The organism is Psychrobacillus sp. L4, assembly GCF_042944905.1.
Taxonomy (GTDB): domain Bacteria; phylum Bacillota; class Bacilli; order Bacillales_A; family Planococcaceae; genus Psychrobacillus.
Map to the genome: position 1 here is coordinate 1,336,023 of NZ_CP168496.1, position 18,344 is coordinate 1,354,366.

At 35.8% G+C, this 18,344-nt stretch carries 15 protein-coding genes and 1 riboswitch; of the genes, 11 read left to right on the forward strand and 4 right to left on the reverse strand.

From position 1 onward, the window contains the following. Positions 1–43: 43 nt before the first annotated feature. The 5 genes from ACEPXG_RS06200 (at position 44) to ACEPXG_RS06220 (ending at position 4,800) form a co-directional block, all read left to right on the forward strand. Positions 44–814 carry an isocitrate lyase/PEP mutase family protein gene (locus tag ACEPXG_RS06200; RefSeq protein ID WP_391208508.1) on the forward strand — a complete coding sequence of 257 codons (771 nt, stop codon included), beginning with the start codon at positions 44–46 and terminating at the stop codon, positions 812–814. 22 nt (positions 815–836) lie between these two features. Further along, positions 837–1,421: a bifunctional transcriptional activator/DNA repair enzyme AdaA gene (locus ACEPXG_RS06205; protein WP_391208510.1), complete on the forward strand. Its 585-nt coding sequence runs from the start codon at positions 837–839 to the stop codon at positions 1,419–1,421. 609 nt (positions 1,422–2,030) lie between these two features. Beyond that, positions 2,031–2,720 carry a DUF6944 family repetitive protein gene (locus ACEPXG_RS06210; protein ID WP_391208512.1) on the forward strand — a complete coding sequence of 230 codons (690 nt, stop codon included), beginning with the start codon at positions 2,031–2,033 and terminating at the stop codon, positions 2,718–2,720. 257 nt (positions 2,721–2,977) lie between these two features. Beyond that, on the forward strand, positions 2,978–3,874 hold the full coding sequence (locus ACEPXG_RS06215) for a LysR family transcriptional regulator (RefSeq protein WP_391208514.1): 897 nt from the start codon (positions 2,978–2,980) through the stop codon (positions 3,872–3,874). 89 nt (positions 3,875–3,963) lie between these two features. Further along, positions 3,964–4,800, forward strand: coding sequence for a YitT family protein (locus ACEPXG_RS06220; RefSeq protein ID WP_391121023.1), 837 nt, complete (start codon positions 3,964–3,966; stop codon positions 4,798–4,800). Positions 4,801–5,048: 248 nt separating this feature from the next. Here the strand turns inward: ACEPXG_RS06220 and ACEPXG_RS06225 are convergent, their stop codons facing one another. The 4 genes from ACEPXG_RS06225 to ACEPXG_RS06240 all read right to left on the reverse strand — a co-directional run bounded on the left by ACEPXG_RS06225 (position 5,049) and on the right by ACEPXG_RS06240 (position 9,740). Beyond that, complete coding sequence (locus tag ACEPXG_RS06225; RefSeq protein WP_391208516.1) at positions 5,049–6,614, reverse strand: BCCT family transporter; 1,566 nt, start codon at positions 6,612–6,614, stop codon at positions 5,049–5,051. Between the two features lie 27 nt (positions 6,615–6,641). Then, a complete protein-coding gene (locus ACEPXG_RS06230; protein WP_391208518.1) occupies positions 6,642–7,760 on the reverse strand; it encodes a mandelate racemase/muconate lactonizing enzyme family protein in 1,119 nt (372 codons plus the stop codon). 153 nt (positions 7,761–7,913) lie between these two features. Next, complete coding sequence (locus tag ACEPXG_RS06235; RefSeq protein WP_391208520.1) at positions 7,914–9,053, reverse strand: mandelate racemase/muconate lactonizing enzyme family protein; 1,140 nt, start codon at positions 9,051–9,053, stop codon at positions 7,914–7,916. Positions 9,054–9,083: 30 nt separating this feature from the next. Next, on the reverse strand, positions 9,084–9,740 hold the full coding sequence (locus ACEPXG_RS06240; RefSeq protein WP_391208522.1) for a GntR family transcriptional regulator: 657 nt from the start codon (positions 9,738–9,740) through the stop codon (positions 9,084–9,086). Between the two features lie 542 nt (positions 9,741–10,282). Beyond that, a riboswitch (cyclic di-GMP riboswitch) is annotated at positions 10,283–10,366 on the forward strand. A 126-nt stretch (positions 10,367–10,492) separates the two neighbouring features. On the opposite strand from ACEPXG_RS06240, the gene ACEPXG_RS06245 reads away from it, so the two are divergent. The 6 genes from ACEPXG_RS06245 to ACEPXG_RS06270 all read left to right on the forward strand — a co-directional run bounded on the left by ACEPXG_RS06245 (position 10,493) and on the right by ACEPXG_RS06270 (position 18,334). Then, positions 10,493–14,062: a discoidin domain-containing protein gene (locus ACEPXG_RS06245; protein ID WP_391208524.1), complete on the forward strand. Its 3,570-nt coding sequence runs from the start codon at positions 10,493–10,495 to the stop codon at positions 14,060–14,062. Between the two features lie 4 nt (positions 14,063–14,066). Then, positions 14,067–15,311 (forward strand): NPCBM/NEW2 domain-containing protein, encoded by a 1,245-nt coding sequence (locus ACEPXG_RS06250; RefSeq protein WP_391208526.1) that lies wholly within the window; start codon positions 14,067–14,069, stop codon positions 15,309–15,311. A 46-nt stretch (positions 15,312–15,357) separates the two neighbouring features. After that, on the forward strand, positions 15,358–15,888 hold the full coding sequence (locus ACEPXG_RS06255) for a hypothetical protein (RefSeq protein WP_391203638.1): 531 nt from the start codon (positions 15,358–15,360) through the stop codon (positions 15,886–15,888). 133 nt (positions 15,889–16,021) lie between these two features. Then, entirely contained in the window at positions 16,022–17,284 is a 1,263-nt protein-coding gene (locus ACEPXG_RS06260; protein ID WP_391203641.1) for a DDE-type integrase/transposase/recombinase, read from the forward strand. Next, positions 17,277–18,080, forward strand: a complete 804-nt coding sequence (locus ACEPXG_RS06265) for an ExeA family protein (RefSeq protein WP_391203644.1) — start codon at positions 17,277–17,279, stop codon at positions 18,078–18,080. Before ACEPXG_RS06260 ends, ACEPXG_RS06265 begins: the two co-directional genes overlap by 8 nt. Further along, the gene (locus tag ACEPXG_RS06270) at positions 18,077–18,334 is read left to right on the forward strand and encodes a hypothetical protein (protein ID WP_391203647.1); all 258 of its coding nucleotides are present in this window, start codon (positions 18,077–18,079) and stop codon (positions 18,332–18,334) included. Before ACEPXG_RS06265 ends, ACEPXG_RS06270 begins: the two co-directional genes overlap by 4 nt. The last annotated feature ends 10 nt before the right edge of the window (positions 18,335–18,344 follow it).

Genomic DNA, 18,344 nt, shown 5'->3' on the forward strand with positions numbered 1-18,344 from the left:
CCCTGTTAAGATGAAGGCTAACAAACATTTAGGAGGAATTAATATGACGAAAATTCAAGATTTCAATGAGCTTCATTCATCACAGGAATTATTATTTATTGGAAATGCATGGGATCTACTATCAGCCTTAACGCTCGAGAAAGTAGGATTCAAAGCGATTGGTACAACAAGTTGGGGAATTGCAAACTCGTTAGGATACGCAGATGGTGAAGTAATTGATTTTGAAAGACATCTTAGAATCATCCAAACAATTACGGAGAATGTGAAAATCCCCGTTTCAGCAGATATTGAGGCTGGATATGGTGAAGACTCGAAGACTATTCTAGAGAATGTATTAAGGACGGCAGACGTTGGAGTTGCTGGTATCAATATAGAGGATTCACTCAAAAAACAAAAGGGACTAAGAAAAATAAATGAACATTGTCACCTTATATCAGAAATTAGAATGGCGTTAGACAATCATGGTTATAAAGATTTTTATATTAATGCAAGAACAGATACATATTTTCAAATGGAAGATCCTTTCTTTGAAACAGTAAATCGAGCAAAGGCCTATGTAGAGAGTGGTGCTAGTGGGATATTCGTCCCTGGATTAATGGACAATAATGAGATACAAGAGATCACGTTGAGTGTAAACGCTCCAATAAATATATTATCTTTACCTGGACTAACGAATTGTAATAAGCTTAAAGAATTAGGAGTTAAACGATTTAGCTTTGGAAATGCATTATCCGATAAGATTATTTCTTTTTTAGAAAAGAATGTGACACAATTAATGGAATTAAAAGACACTTCATTTTTATATGAGAACTAACTTAGCAAGGGTGTGGGATTAAATGGATGATAAAGTAAATCTTTCTTTTGATGAAATGTGGGATAAAATCATCGCTTGCGATAAAAAATATGATGGGCTTTTTTTTACTGCAGTGAAAACAACAAAAATATACTGTCGACCATCATGTAGATCTAGAAAGCCGAAAAAGATCAATGTGGAATTCTACCATGACATCAATAAAGTTGAAAATGCTGGTTTTCGTGCTTGTAAAAGATGCCAGCCAGAAGTCAACCATTCCCCGCATATTGAACTTGTTAGAAGTGTAATTTCCTTTTTAGTTAATCATTATAAACAAAAGCTGGTTTTACAGGATATTGCAAAACATGTTGGTGTAAGTGCCTTTTATCTGGAACGACTATTTAAACAAGAAACTACCGAAACTCCCCGTACGTATTTGGAAAAAATAAGAATTGACAAAGCGGTACATCTGCTAAAATGCACAGATCTTACAAATCTTGAAATTTGTTATGAGATTGGATTTCAAAGTCCTTCAAACTTTTATAAAGTGTTTCGCCGCTTAAGAAATTGTTCACCTAGCGAATATCGAAATTTTATCGCTAATCAGCTGGGGAATGAGTTGGTTTGAATATAGTTTGATTCGAAACCTATTGTATATCTAAATTCACTGGGAGTAGTATACATAAAATATATGAAGATGTTAAAATAACAAATATAGGATTATTGAATTGGAAGGAGTTTTTTGATGAAACCCAAGTTAAGTTATATAGTCAACTTATTAGTAACGATGATATGTATAATTATTTTACCTGTTTTTATTATGAAAAGTCATCCTTTTTATGGATTCCTTATTGGCCTCATCCTTGTTGTTATAATAAATAGTTTAATAGGTGCAAAATGGAGACCCTGGAAATCAATTAAGTGAAAAGTTAGGGAGTCTTTAGTAAAGAATGGGACAACAGTGATGTAGGATTTTTCTGTCATAAAAAAATATGAAGTTTAAAAATTGGAGAACGTCTTCACGGCGTTCTTTTTATTTTGTGAAAATAATAAGGAATACAAGTAAACAAAAGGGTTTTAAAGGTAGGGAGCAAATTCATCAACCTGTTTTAGGTGCTTGTATTTGTCTAAATCAATGTAGTAAAAGTTGTCACCGTCCATCAGTTTTTTCTTCCCGATAGTCTTATATAATCATGAATAGAATAAGGTAACTTCTTCTATGGAACGGTGGGGTGTTGTGAAGAAACATGGAGAGGAGCTAATCTATGCTGGAGCATGGGTGCTTGTAATTGGCACGACTATCTCTGCCCTAGGACAAACGAAAGAAATTGCGGTGGGAAATCCAAATGGTGCAAAGTGGGTTGCTCAAGGAAATGCCATTCAAGCTATTGGTAATGGTCTTCAAGGTCTGGGAAATATAGAATTATTTTTGGAAGAAAAAGAGCCGTTCCAAATGGACGGTATCATAGGTGCATGGCTTCAAGTTGGTGGGAACATAACAGATGTAGTTGCAACGGACATTGAAATCCACACTTCCAAAGAAGACGGACTTAGATTAAATGCAGTTGGTAGCGGGGTCCAAGGTCTTGGGGCGGTATATGAGGCTGTAGGAGCTGCAGCAGGAATATCTCCTACTAAAAATCTTGAGGTAACAGGAAATAGCTTATTCGCACTAGGAGCATTTCTTGATGCAACTGGCAGCGTTTTCGTATTAAATAAAATGGATACATCGGGAGGTAGCTTGTCATTGATTGGAAGCTGGGTTCAAGTTGTTGGCGCATATGTTGAAGTAATTGCATTAACAATAGCTTCGAATATCAACCTAACATCACAAAAAACGCAAGATGATACTGGTATGAGGTATTATTGGTACATGCCGAATTCTGATTTGCTAAATGGAATTAAGATGGTGCCTTTTTATCATTAACTATTCTTCTTAATCTCATAGGTGTATTTAAGAAATTAGATATGAAGGTAGGAATAACAACGATATGATTCCTTTTTAATCTAAATGATTCATTTAGAATCCAATAACCCTAATTTTTTGAATGATTTTAATTAAAATAATTCATTTCATTAATTTTGATTAAGATACTATAATATCCCTTGGAAGTAAAAAACATCGTGTTTACTATCTGATTCCTATACAATATGAAGAATATTACTCGTATAGGGGGAATGACAATGGAGCTTCGCAATCTAAAGACCTTTTTGATTGTGGCCGATTGTGGGGGATTTACCCGTGCTGGTGAACAGTTGGGGTATACACAGTCGACAGTAACTAATCATGTTAAAGCATTGGAAGAGGCTGTTGGAAATCGCCTCTTTGACCGGCTTGGGAAAACGGTTGTTTTAACGGACGCGGGCCAACATCTAGCGTCATATGCAAAGGAAATTTTACAACTCTACCAGGAAGCAGTTGACTCTTCACGGTTAAACATGGAACCTTCTGGTACGGTCTTGATTGGGGCAAATGAATCCCTAATGGTGTATAGGTTGCCAACCATCTTGTATGAGTTTAAGAGGATGTACCCGAATGTTCATCTTATTTTACAACCATCCGAAAGCCAAGAGCTTAATAACGAATTGAAATCCGGTAAATTTGATTTGGCATTATTTACAAATCCTGAAAAACTAGGATCTGATATCGTCACGAATGATCTAGTGAAAGAGACATTGGTGATGATTGCCCCGCCAGGTCACCGTTTATGTGACAAAGCTATTATCACCCCAGACGATTTGGAGGGTGAAGTGTTGCTTTTAACGGAGTCTGGAAGTTATCGTGATTTGTTAGAAAGATGGATCAAAGAAGAAGGCGTGGGTTGTTCCCGCATTGCTTTCTGGAATATCGAGGCCATCAAGCAATCAGTAAAGTGTGGCTTGGGTCTTTCTTATCTACCCTTAATGACGGTGAGGGATGAACTGGAACGAGGCAGTTTAATTGAATTACCTTGGGTGCACAGCGAGGAATTCGTAACTACCCAACTCGCATATCACAAAGATAAATGGCTGACGCCTGCGATGAATAAATTAATTGAAATAATTGAAAAACACGCAAAGAAATGGGAGTCAGAAGACTGACAGTACAGTACATAAAGTGGCGTTTGGCCGAATTGCGGCTGAACACCCAATTTTTTGACGGGTTAAATTGGTAGGAGGAAATACATTACATGGCACAACAACGTTTCAAAGAAATATCTTTAATCATTATAGGGTCCCTATTATTCGCGATTGGTATTAACTATTTTGCAATCCCATATCGATTATCCGAAGGTGGCGTCATTGGGGTTACCGTTATTACATACTATTTATTCCAATGGTCACCTGGTGTTGTAAACCTTGTTATCAATGCTATCCTTTTGACGATAGGCTATAAATTTTTCGATAAAAAGACAATGATTTATACAGTAATAGGAATCATTTCTTCCTCATTTTTTCTGTTCATAACAGAAGACGTTGGACATCGATTGAACGGGGACACCTTGCTTGCTGCACTATTTTCAGGGGTATTTGTAGGACTTGGTTTAGGGCTGATGTTTAGAGCAGGTGGAACTTCCGGAGGATCCGCCATTATAGCGCGTTTAGCCAATCAATATTTAGGATGGAGTCTAGGGAAAGGCGTCCTCGTCATTGATATTATCGTTATTGGGGGTTCGGTATTCATCATTGGCCAAGAAAAAGCAATGTACACACTTGTTGCTGTGTTTTTAGGTTCTAAAGTAATCGATTATGTGATTGAAGGACTGAATAGCCGAACGGCAGTGACAATCATTTCCGAACACTCCGAATCGATTCGCCAGTTTATCTTAGAAAACATGACGCGAGGCGTGACGATTTTAGAAGGACGCGGCGGTTATAGCCAGGACCAAAAGGAAGTCCTCTATATTGTCATCAATCAACAAGAACTAGTCCAATTGAAACAAACCATCAAAAGTGTAGATGAACAAGCATTTGTCGTCGTACATGATGTCCGCGATGTATTAGGGAGTGGGTTTAGTGTAAGCTGATTTTGGGGCTTGTAAATTTGGGGCTTGATGCTTGTCCCTGCCCCTGGAAAGCCAAGTGCTTTGGGCAACACATCAGATATTCTATTACCTTTAAAGTAATGGATCGTGAAGTGACTCGGTCACTTCACGATCCATTTTTTTTCGATAATCTTGTGTTGATCTTTTGCAATAGTTGTTCCTGCTCACTTATTCTAAGTTCATGTATATGCTTTTATATCATTTTGAAAATTAATTTAAGAGAATTAGTATCATTTATCAGAATCTTCTTTATTAGGAACTTTTTTGTGGAATATCGTTCCGATATTTTCAGAAGTTAAATTACCAAAATCTTTAATCATCCACTTCATCCAGCCTACGATCATAATGAGCATGATGAATATGACTGGTACTCCGGTTATGATCGCACTAGTTTTGATTGTGTTCAGATCTGCACCAATGAAAATCATCGTCAAGGGAACTATTGCCAACATGATACACCAAAATAGTCTGTGCATTGGGTGAGGATCTTCATTTTCGCTTAACCCAGGTGTTGCAGTTGATGCCATTGTGAATGCTGCTCCATCAAGTGTTGATGCAAGGAATAGAACTGATACAATGCAAAATAAAATCATGAAAATACTACTAAACGGAAGTGTTTGAAGTACTTCAATTATTGCCATATTATCATTACCTTCAGCCAACATTCCAACCATATCAACCATACCTTTTAGTTGTCTATCGATTGAAAGACTTGAAATTACTCCGAAAAAGAAGAAGCATCCAACGCTTCCACTGATTAATGTGTTAGCGATAACAGATCGTATTGTTCTACCTTTTGAAACTTTTGCAATGAAGATTCCTGTAAAGGGTGCATAAGTAATCCAATAAAGCCAATAAAAGATTGTCCAAGATTCTGGAAATCCAGATTGTCCTATCGGATCTGTAAACAAACTCATTTGGACGAAGTTTTGAAGCATCAGTCCTAGTGCGTTCGTACTATTAGAAATTATAAAGATCCCTGGTCCTACTAAAATTATTGCCACACAAAACAAGAGTGCTAACTTTGTAGTCCAGTTCGAAATCCTTGCCATTCCTTTTTGAAGTCCGATATAAGAACTCAAAGAATATACCACTGAAATTAACAATATTAATATTACATTCATTTTAAAGGAAGAAGTTATTCCAAAAACAGTACTAAGCACATTTGAAACTAATGGCACTGAAACACCTAAAGTGATACTTAACCCACCAAAACAGATGAATATAAACATGATGTCTACAATTCTACCTATAACACCATTTTGTTTAATGCCTGTAATGGAGCTGATTATGGAGCTAAGACTTAAACCATTATTTTTTCTAATATAGAAATGATAGCATATAGGAAGGGCTACTAAAGAATATAATGTCCAAGCACTAAAACCCCAATGAAACATATTGTATGGCAATGCCATTTCAAAAGCACGCTGAGAATTCGCTTCGATTCCAATTCCTGGAGTATTAATATAATAGGCCCATTCAATAAACGCCCAGTACACAGTTGCTGACCCAAGTCCACAAGCAATCATCATAGAAACCCATTTGAATGTAGAATACTCGGGTAGTTCATCACCGAAACGAATCTTACCGTATTTGCTAAAAGCAACGAAAACAAGCAAGAGTAACCCAAAGAATGTGAAGAGAAGTGTGAATGAACCAAACCAATGTGTCATGGAACCAAAAATACTATTTGCAATTTGCTGAGATTCTACCGGTTTGAAATATAGAAATCCTACGATCAATAAAACTAATGTAAGACTAAGGGAAATAAGCAATTTATCAATTTTTTTATTCATATCATTTTCTCCCATTTATTAGAATATTTATTTCACCTTGTACTTTTCAATTACATCTTCATTAAGCTCGACCCCAAGCCCTATGCAATCTGGTACGGTAACGTAACCGTTTTTGGAAGGGTTCAGATTGCTTACTAGACTTGTGAACAATGGACTGGTGCTTTGCGAGTATTCCATCAAATCACCATCTTTTGTGGACGCCAAGAATTGAACTGTTGCTGCCAGAAGAATTCCTGTGCTGAAACCATGGGGAACAAGTTTTGTTCCATTCATTGCTGCCAAATCGTAAATTTTCCGCATTTCACTAATACCACCACAACGAGTGATATCGGGCTGGACAATGTCAGGCTGGGCAAATTCAAGGAAGTCTCTAAATTCATATCGTGTAGTCAAAGATTCTCCTCCTGCAAGCTTTGCACCTGTTACCCCAGTCAACTTGGCATAACTCTTCATGTCATCGGCAAGTATAGGTTCTTCAATCCAGTTCAAGTTGAATTTTTCTAAACGCTTGAACATATTTACCGCACGTCCATAGGTGTTCCATTTTGAAGCAAGGTCAATTTGCAATTCAAAATCATTTCCTAATTCTTCCCTAACCGCTTTAACAATTTCGTAATCGATATTATCGTCATCGCCAAGAACTCCACCGCCGAATTTTAGGCTTGTAAAGCCTTGCGCTTTTAGATTTCGAGCTATTTTTTTACTTTCTTCAGGTGTATCTCCAGGTATGAAAGTACCATACACTCTAATTTTATCGCGGTATTTCCCACCTAATAGCATGTGTATCGGTACTTGATAATACTGAGAGGCAATATCCCATAACGCAATGTCAATTGCACTCATCGCGTGGATTCCTGCACCACGCCTTCCGAGATAGTTGGAAGACCAATACATTTTATCCCATAGTTTCTGGATTTCTAGTGGATTCTCCCCAATAAGTAATGCTTTTAACCCAGAGCAGTAAAGATTGGAGTTAGGGGCTTCAATTATTGCCCGAACTACCATTGGAGATGTGTCACTTTCACCAATTCCAACCAAACCGTTGTCGGTAAACACCTTAACAATTACGGCGTCTTCTCCCCATTCACATTTTTCATCTATGGAAGGGACCCTGAGTTCTATTACTTCGATGTCTGTAATTTTCATTTTAAACTTCCTTTTTATAGCATTTCTTATAAACTTTAAAAAATATAGATGTAATCATAAATAGCTGTCCTGTTATTTGTTATAATATAGGTGGACAGAATCTCTTGAAATATGAATGGTTGCCGCCGCATATTTTTTAAGCAGATTCTGTTTTTATTCTGACCATCCTTTTTTGTTATAAGCCAATATACAGGTTGCAGACTTTTCGATAAGCTGCCAGTCCATTTCTATCCCTAAACCGTTTCCACTTGGGGCATGTACATAGCCATCTTTGTCTGTTCTTATCGTTGTCTTTGCACCAAACTCCAATGCTTCAACTGGAATAGCTTGTTCAAAATATAAACAGTTATTATAAGCAAGCATCAAGTGTAAATTAGCTGCTTGGGATAATGTATAACCCCACGATTGAAGTTCTACTGTCATAGAATTCGCTTCAGCAAGAGCCATTATTTTTCTAGTTTGCGTTACCCCGCCGGCCAATGTTGCATCAACTCTTGCACTTGACCAGGCTCCAAGTCGAATTCCTTGTTCTATTTGATTTAAATGGAGCAAGGTATTACCAGCAGGAAGAATCGGGATTTGAACACGAGATCTCAATTCCTTATAGCCCTCTATATCTGTATCAGGAAGAGGAGCTTCGAACCAGATATAATCCATCAATTCTAGCTCTTTTGCGACTTTAAGCGCCTCATGTCTTGTATATGCTCCTTCAACATCCATCATAAATTTCAAACCTGAATCTTTAAAGACTTTATAAATAGATCGAGCTAATGCTAAGTCTTGTTCTGGTTCGCACCAAGTATGAAACTTAATGGCACGATATCCTTGCTCTTTTAATTCGTGGACATGAGTTATATAGTCTTCTATACTTGGCAAAAATGATGTACTTGCATACGAAAGAATTTTGTTACGCGCACCTCCCAAAAATTGATATAGAGGCATTTTTGCAAATTTCGCAACAAGATCCCAAAGTGCAATATCAATGGGAGATTGAGCCTGTGGTGTCAGCTGAACGCATCTATCTACCAAGATTTTATAAATTGCTTCTCTCTTCAACGCAGATTTTCCAATTAAGAATGGAATAAGATGACGAATCGATTCAGCTAGACTTTTATCAATACCTGCTTCCGTCCAAGAAATAGTACTACCAAAACCTTCATATCCATCCTCCGTTTGAATCCGTACAATTGTATTTGTAATTGTAAGGTCAGAGTAGTGGGAAGAAGTCTTATAACGGGCATTAGGGCCAGCAACAACGTAAATAGTAATGTTTGAGATTATTAATTTCGACATTTAATTTTTCACCCCCTCTCATTGCAATTTTTATTCAAGAAGATAGACATCTGGAATATTTGTTTCATTAATATGCTTTCGTAATGATTCCACAGCTTCTTCAATTGTTCCTCCAGATAATAGAGTACTAGCCAATTCCTCATGATCTAGAAGCCATTTTTGTAAAGTCCCTGATTTGCTATTTTGGTATAAAAAATGCAAACGAATACGGTGAACGATACTCTCCCAAATATTAATGACATTTTCCATTTTGGAAGAAATGACAATCATCTCATGGAATTTTATATCCAACTCAATGAAAGTTGGTAAATCTTCGTAGCTTACAGCTATTTTCATATTTTTTAGAATATCTTTGAATTGTTCTTTTGTTTCAGCATTCCATGAGGGTAATCCTTTTTTTAAAGCATAACTTTCAATCATTATTCGCATTGGAATAAGTATTTCAATAACTTCTTCTTGTGATATAGTTGCAACCCTTGTTTCCTTGTAAGGAGACGAAATTAGAAAACCTTCTAATTCTAATAACAACATTGCTTCTCTGACTGAAGTTCGGCTAACACCTAGCTCCTGCGAAACTTGTGTTTCAGTAATTTTTTCTCCTTGTTTTAGTTTCCCCTCAAATATTAACTTTCTAATTTCCTGTGCAATTCTATGTTTCAAGGAAAATTTAGATATATTTGTATTCAATCTAACACTCCTCTCTTAGACATTGTCTAATTGTCGACAATTTGATTCCTAGACTTATAATAAATATTTCCGACAATTTTGTAAATAGTTTTATTTCAATTTTCATTAAAGTCTAAATTATATTATTATATCTTATCTATTCAGGTATCAATAGTCACTAGAGGTTCGTATTGTTGTTAACAGAAGGAAGGAGCAATATATCTTTTAAGTTGCATTAATTGCTAGGTCAAGGTATTAATGAGACCCAAGTAACTTACATTTTTTAGAAGAGTGAAAATAAAGGGTATCATTTAGGTTGGAATACAGTTCTTTAAGCTCTATTTTTTTGGGGTTTCTTATGACCTACTTTTTATTTAGCTTTCTCTTAACCTTTCTAGTAATAGCAACCCAGGAAGATAGGATTAGTTTTTGAAAAGGAAAAATATGAAAAATATGAAATATGTAAAAAATTAATAAACTTTAGATTAACCGTACCTATTTTTTACATGAGTTAAATGATTCATGTGTTAATAGAATATATTATGCTAATATAGAAAAAAATAAAACTAAATAGGCAAACCTACAGAAATGTAGGGACGCAAAGCTAAAGGGACTAAGGTTTATAACTATGTCAGCCAGTTGCCAAAGAGTGCATGATGCTTTTTGTTTGTGCGAGGATGGAATCATCAAACCTCTCATAAATTGAATCTACTCTAAGGGAGTAGTTTTTTTATGGATTTTTAATGGTAAATAATTCATAGGGAGGAATAATTATGATGAGATTAATAGCGACTGTATTATCTGTTGTTCTGTTTTTGAGCATTTTTAGTGGTCCAGTTAATGTCTTAGCACAGGAATTACAATATGAAACTAAAGCGATAATGGCGAATGAAAGTGAGGTAGGTGAATCAAATAAGGCGAGTGTTACAAAATTTGATTTATTTGAAGCTGCTACTTTAAATTCCTATAATCAGGTATTTAAAATGAACCCTTCCAATATAAAATCCATTACGAACAATGGAGGAAAATATGCTAGCTCGATCATTGAGAATGCAGTGGATGGAAATATGAATACTTATTGGGAAACTGGAAGACCAAACAACGCGGAATTTAAAAATGAAATAGTAGTTCAATTTAAGGAAGCCACACAATTAAATAGAATTGTCTATGCAGCTAGACAATCAAGTGTTAAAGGGAAAGGCTTTGCTCAAGAGTTCGAAATATATAGCTCAACTACTGATGAAGGAGAGTTTCAAGCAGTAACCTTGGGTGAATATTATGAATCTACCGCGGATGTAGTAGAAATCCAATTTGACCCAACAAAATTTAAACGACTAAAATTTGTATTTACAAAAGCAAATCAAGATTGGGCGAGTGCGTCCGAATTTAGTTTTTATAAAGAAGATCAAGTCAGAGATCGTATGAAAAAGCTATTTACTGATAGTGCGTTTAGTACTGTAAGTGAAGAGTTTAATTCAGAAGAGAAAATGGAAGCGTTAGAAGAGAGTGCTAAAACACATCCACTATACACTTCATTTAAAGAAGATATTGCAAACGCGAAACTGCTATTAAACAAAGAAAGACTAGAAGCTACAACAGCAGTAACAAAATCATTTACTGATTATTCAAACGAAAATTATTCCAAGTTATTTAAAATGGACGCTGAAAATATCAAGAGTATACGTAACAATGGTAGTTATTATAGCAATTCTGTCTTAGTAAATGCTATTGATGGCAACTTAAATACGTATTGGGAAACGAACAAAAGTAACTCAAAAGATTTCACAAATGAAGTGGAAGTAGAGTTTAAAGAAACGGTATTATTAAATCGAATCATGTATGGAGCAAGAGCATCTGATCGAAAAGGATTTGCAGAAGAGTTTGACATATATGGTTCTAAAACATCAAAAGGTGACACATATGAACTTGTAACAACTGGAAAACATAATATGGTAGCTGGATTAGTAGAAGCGAAGTTTAAACCGACAGAATTTAAGCGACTAAAATTTATGTTCAAGAAATCCAATCAAAACTGGGCAACGCTATCAGAGTTAGCCTTTTATAAGGAAGACACTCTAAACGATAAGATATCAAACTTATTCACTGATGGAACAATGAGCGCAGTTATACCTGAATTTAATCGTTTTGAAAAAATTATTGCATTAGAAGAAGAATCAAAATCCCATCCTTTATATGAATCGAACTTCAGGGATGTACTACTTTTAGCTAAGGCTATTGTAAATGGTGAAATAGAGACACAAGGAATGCAGGTTACAGCAGAACAGTATGGAGATATGGTGAAACATGCTAACCAAAATTTAAAGTTTGGTTTCGGTAACAACCTTCAACCTACAGGATTTGCAGCACAACCAGGAGATAAAATAACCGTTTACGTTGAAGCAGATTCAAAAAGTCCAATGCCTAGTTTATCTTTTGCGCAACAAGAAGGTTCTTGGTCCAGCTGGAGAAAAGATGTAAGCTTAGTACCGGGTAAAAATAGCATAACTGTACCTACCATTATTAAAGATAGTGGGTATAACAAAGCAGTAACGCCTGGTGGAAGTATATATATTGTCAACCCGTATACAGCAGAACAACAAGGAAAAGTTCCTGTTTTAAGATTTGAAGGTGTAGAGAAATTTCCATTTGCAACTGCTAATACAAACATTGATGAGTTCAAATCATTCTTAATAGACTATAAGAAAAAATTAGACAAAGATAAAGCGAAACATCCAAATGTTGCAGACAGAGAAGTACTAGATGTTTTTGAATTCGTAAGTAAACATATTTTTTGGACAGGTACTGCGACAGGTGCTTATAAAACGTATATAGAAGATGGCTATAGTCCATTAGAAACAATTGAGTCTTACAATAATCATATGGAAGAAATATTTAAGTACTATGGTTTAGATGCGCGTAGCGAAGTGCATGATCCAAAATATATACGAGATAACGTCAGACTTGCTCAACCATATGCATATATGTATGCTGCGGGTGATCATATAGGCACTTTAGTTGACGTGATGGCTGACCATCTAATTCCATTTGAAGTCAGAGGACCTTCATGGGGCTTAACGCACGAAATAGGACACAGAATGGATGTAAATGCTAGACTTTACGGTGAAGTAACGAATAATATGCTACCACAATATATGGCAACCTTATATAATAAACCAGATAATAGAATACCATTTGAGTCAACTATTTATAAAAATGTCATTAAAGAAAATTTGAAAGATTATAATGCTCAAGGGCTTTTTGAAAAACTGGGAGTATATTGGCAACTAGAGATGTATAGTCCTGGGTACTGGGGAAAATTAAATAGATTATATAGAGAAAGAAATGTAAATCTTACAAATGGAGAAAGCACTAAACAACAATATTTAGTAGAATTTTCTTCAGAAATATTAAAACTTGATTTAAGTGAACATTTTGCAAGACATGGTTTTGTAGTAAATAAAGATACAGGAGAAAAGACTAGTAAATATTCAAAGCCAGATAAAGTATGGTATTTAAATAATTCTGTTGTTGGATATAAAGGAAACGGAATAGAAGATAAAACGGCATCGGTTGGCGTCACCCTTGTTTCGAGCGCTGCAAATAAAACTAACACGCTAAACTTTGTTATGGATGTAAGTCATAAAGAAGACGTTTTAGGATATGAAATATCTAGAAACGGTGAGATTGTAGGCTTTACATCGTCCAATAGTTTTATAGATAGAGGTATAGATCCAAGTAATAACTACAGCTATCAAATTATTGTATATGATAAAAAGTTAAGTACACTTAAGTCGATAGATATTAAGGCGTTTAAACCAACATTATCAGTGGAAGAGCATGTAACATTAAAATTACATCAAGTGTTTGATCCGATGAACTATGTAAAAGCAACTAACTACCAAGGAAATGATATTACCAAAGAGGTAGTCGTAAAGTCTTCCAATGTGGATGTAACGAATAAAGGTGAATATGAAGTTGTTTATGAAATAACAAATACAGATGCGAATGAAACAAAAAAAATGAAAGTTACTGTAGCAAGTGATTATGCATATATTTCGGATCTGAATGCCAAATCAGTAAGTGTTGGTTGGAGTACATTTAAGAAAGATAAAGCTCCAGCTGGTGGCACTATTACATTAGTTAGGCAAGGTCTTGAAGTAACCTATGCCAAAGGAATTGGGGTACACGCTAACTCGGAAGTAGTTTATGATATTGAAGGAAAAGGCTTTGATTTCTTTGAAAGTTATATTGGAATTGATCAAGCTATGAAAGGGAATACATCATCTGCAACGTTTGAAGTGTGGGTAGATGGAGAAAAGAAATACAATAGTAAGGTTGTTTAAATCAATGACGGAACATGAATTTGTAAAAGTTCCTGTAACAGGTGCAAAAGAAATTAAGCTTGTAACGACAGATGCAAAAGATAATGGGAATACAGCAGATCATACAGTATGGGCGGATGCCAAACTTGTTGAAAACTCGAACAAACTTACATTAAATATACCAAAATCAGTTGCGACAAAAGTGGGAGAGCCTATAAACATCAAAGAAGAATATTCTGCAATGGATCCTGAAGATGGGGATTTAACTGCGAAAGTAAAAGTTATTGGAGCAGATAAAGTAAGATTTGATAGAGCGGGGAAATATGAGATTAGCTACGTTGTAACAGATAATGATGGAAACGAAACACAAAAAACTCGAACGATATCAGTAGTGAATATGGAAGATTATAAATACCTATCGAATTTTGATTGGAAGTCTACTCAAAACAGCTATACGGCTCCTTTAAAAGACCTATCTATAAGTGCTAAAACATTGCGATTGACAGACGAGTCTAATAAAGAAGTTGCTTATGAGAAAGGAATAGGAGCACATTCTAATTCAACGATTGTGTATGATTTAACGGATAAACAATCAGATTATTTCACGTCATTTGTAGGGGTAGATAGACAAATGTATGGATCTGTCGGTTCGGTCATATTTCAAGTATTTGTTGATGGTGAAAAGCAATTCGACAGTGGTTTAATGAATTCTAGAGATCCTCAAAAATTTATAGAAATAAATATAAGTGGAGCTAAGGAACTTAAACTAGTTGTAACAGATGGTGGAAATGGAAATGGATCAGACCATGCGACATGGGGAGATACAAAATTACATTATGCAAATTCTGAAAGAGTGTACACGAATGAGCTAGAAAAAGAGGTAGAAGAAGCAAAAGTAATAGATAAAGAGATATATACTTCTGAAAGTTTCAATACATTACAAAATGCTATAGCTAAAGCAGAAGAAATGTTAGCAAACAACAAAGCTACTCAAATAGAAGTAGATGGAGTGTTAGCGTCCATAATAGAAGCAAAAAAAGCTTTAGTTGAAATAGACTTAACACAAGTAATAGTTACAAATGACCGATACTTAAGTGATTCTGTTAAGAAAACGTTAGGATTAGCCGGAGATATTACCCTTGGTAATATGCTCAAGCTTACAACTTTAATTAGTAATTCAGGAAGAGTTAGTGTAAACAGTCACTTTATTTCCTCAAAAAAGCATGAACTTTTTTCAAATTCCTTCAGTTTAACATCTATACTCTTCTGAGATAATGTGGTAAATTTTTTTCATATTATTAAGGGAGGGTTTTTTTGTGATTATTTCTTACGATTTTGGAGTTAATTTGAACGAGTATGCTTCAAGAGGGACGGCGAATTTTTTTCCATTATTAGAGACTTGCCCTAACTGTAACTGTTTGGCTCATGGAAACCTTCACCGGAATGGTTATTATTGGAGGTATGGGATTGCGGAGGATGTCACAGTCAAGATTCCTATTTGTCGTTTTAGATGCGTGGTTTGTAAGGTGAGTGTTTCGATTCTTCCAGACTTTCTGATTCCTTATTTCCAACATACGATTCATACCATACTAGGGCGTGTTCATCAGCTGCTTCAAAGAAAGCAAGCCTGCGGTGGAAGGCAATTATTAAGATTTCATCTAAAGCGCTACTTGAAAAACATTCATTGGATACATTGTTACTTTGTCGACAAAGGTCCTGTTTTTGGTATGTCAAATGAGATAAAAAAAGAAGCCACAAAATATATGAAAATGATCCTCGATTTTGGCGAATCACCCTTCTTGCGAAGGTCATGGGGTCACTTATCAAAATACTTTATGGCAAATTAATTCTAGCATATTTAGTGTGTTTAATAAATATTATTCGTCCCACATACCTTTTTCATAGTCAGGATTTGTCGTAAAAAGTAGAATTTAAATTATGGATGACCGGTCGTCCTTCTATCAAAAGGAGGAAGATTCCATGAATGAAAAAGTACGCAATGAGGTAGCTTTATTTCGATATGGGCTGATAGCCCCTCTATTTAATGGGCAAGTTGAAATGAAGGTATATTTTAATGAATTAGAGGGGAAGATTCACTCAGTTCCTTATTATGGGGAACGAAAAATAGCAGCTAAAACAATACAAGAATGGCTACTTCATTACCGTCGAAACGGATTTGAAGCATTAAAACCGAAGAAACGAGCGGACAGAGGGAATTCTCGAAGACTATCTCCAGATGATCAAGATCATCTTCTGGAAATACGAAAAAAATCCCTCCATATGCCCGTTAGTGTTTTCTACGAACAATTAATCGAGCGTGGAGAGATAAACAAAGCACAAATTTCTTACTCCACTATAAACCGATTATTGAAAAAGCACAATCTAATTGGAAAAAGTATTTTGGCGACGCCTGAGAGAAAGCGATTTGCGCATGACAAAGTCAATGTGCTATGGCAAGGGGATCTATCCCATGGGCCCTATCTATCAAGCAATAAAAAAAGTGTAAAGACTTTTTTAGTCGCTTATATTGACGATTGTTCACGATTAATCCCTTATGCGCAGTTTTTCACATCCGAAAAATTTGATGGATTAAGAATTGTAACAAAAGAAGCTTTAACTCGCAGGGGAAAACCGACCATTATTTATGCGGATAATGGCAAGATCTATCGATCTGAAACACTACAGTATGCATGTGCCCAATTGGGTATTACTTTAGCGCACACACAGCCTTATGACCCTCAAAGTAAAGGGAAAATAGAACGGTTTTTTAAAACGGTTCAAACTCGATTTTATCCGTTATTAAAAACAGATCCTGTTCATTCAGTTGAAGAGTTAAACGAACGATTTTGGCACTGGTTAGAAAAGGATTATCATCGCAAAGTGCATGCGTCCTTAGATGGAAAAACGCCACATGAGGTTTTTCAGGCGCAACTGAATCAATTGACATTCTTAGAGGATACATCCCTTCTTGAAACTATTTTCTTAAAGCGCGAACAACGTAAGGTAAAAGCGGATAGTACCATTACATTAAACAAACAGCTTTACGAGGTACCGAATCGTTTTATCGGGACCTCCATCGATGTGAGGTTAGATGAAAATGGTGTGTACGTATTTGAAGATGGTAAGAAAGTAGCGGAAGCAACGCTTGTTAATATGACTGATAATGCCCATGTCAAACGGGTACGTTCTCCTTTTTCATTGTCTCAGGCGACGAAGGAAAAGGAGGAGCAAGAAAATGTATAAAACATTTTACTCGTTGGCTCAAGCACCATTCTCAAAAGAGATCGCATCTTCCGATGCATTTCTTTCTACTGATTATCAAGGTGCAATTAGTGCATTACATTATTTGCAAAAATCAAAGGGGATGGGTCTTCTTATTGGCGATCCTGGTGTAGGGAAAACCTTTACCCTGCGATCGTTTAAAGAATCGCTTAATCCATCTTTATATCATGTCATCTACTTTCCGCTCTCGACAGGCGGTGTGATGGATTTTTATCGTGGTCTGGTCTATGGATTAGGAGAGGAACCGAAGTTCCGTAAAGTAGATCTTTTTAGACAAATTCAACAAGGTATTGAGCGAATGGCTTTTGAACGAAAAATAACGCCTGTTTTCATTTTAGATGAAATGCATATGGCAAAAGATGCATTCTTGCAAGATATAGCTTTATTGTTTAATTTTCAAATGGATTCAACAAATCCTTATATTTTAGTATTATCAGGTTTACCGCATTTAAAAACACGATTAATGTTAAATCATCATCGACCACTATCACAAAGAATGATTATGAAGTATGAGATCCAGCCATTGACTAAAGTGGAAGTTTCCAATTATATCAATCATCATTTGAAGTTAGCCGGAGCAAAAATGCCGATTTTCACTGAATCAGCTATAGAAGCAATCACCTTGCGGTCGCAAGGTTGGCCTAGAGTCATTAATACATTAACGGTGAATAGTTTATTATTTGGCTCGCAATTAAAGAAAGAACAGATTGATGAGGAAATCGTCCGGTTAGCCGTAGAAGATAGTGGTTTAGCATGAAGCGAGGCATCTTAGTTTATGATCAGCGAGAGCAAGAGTGGCGGGTGTGGATTGGTCAGACGCGTTACTGGGTACAACAAGGCTATACGTTTGAGTTGCGGATTCAGCAACGATATTTTAACGCATATTTAGAGAAAGATATAGATTGGTTCGTCACGTTGGATTATGAGGTTATTTTCATTCTTCACCTAAATGAGGTGTACAAGATTCGGATCAATACAATAGAATATATACCACTAGACACCCCGTTTTAGGGGTTTTCTT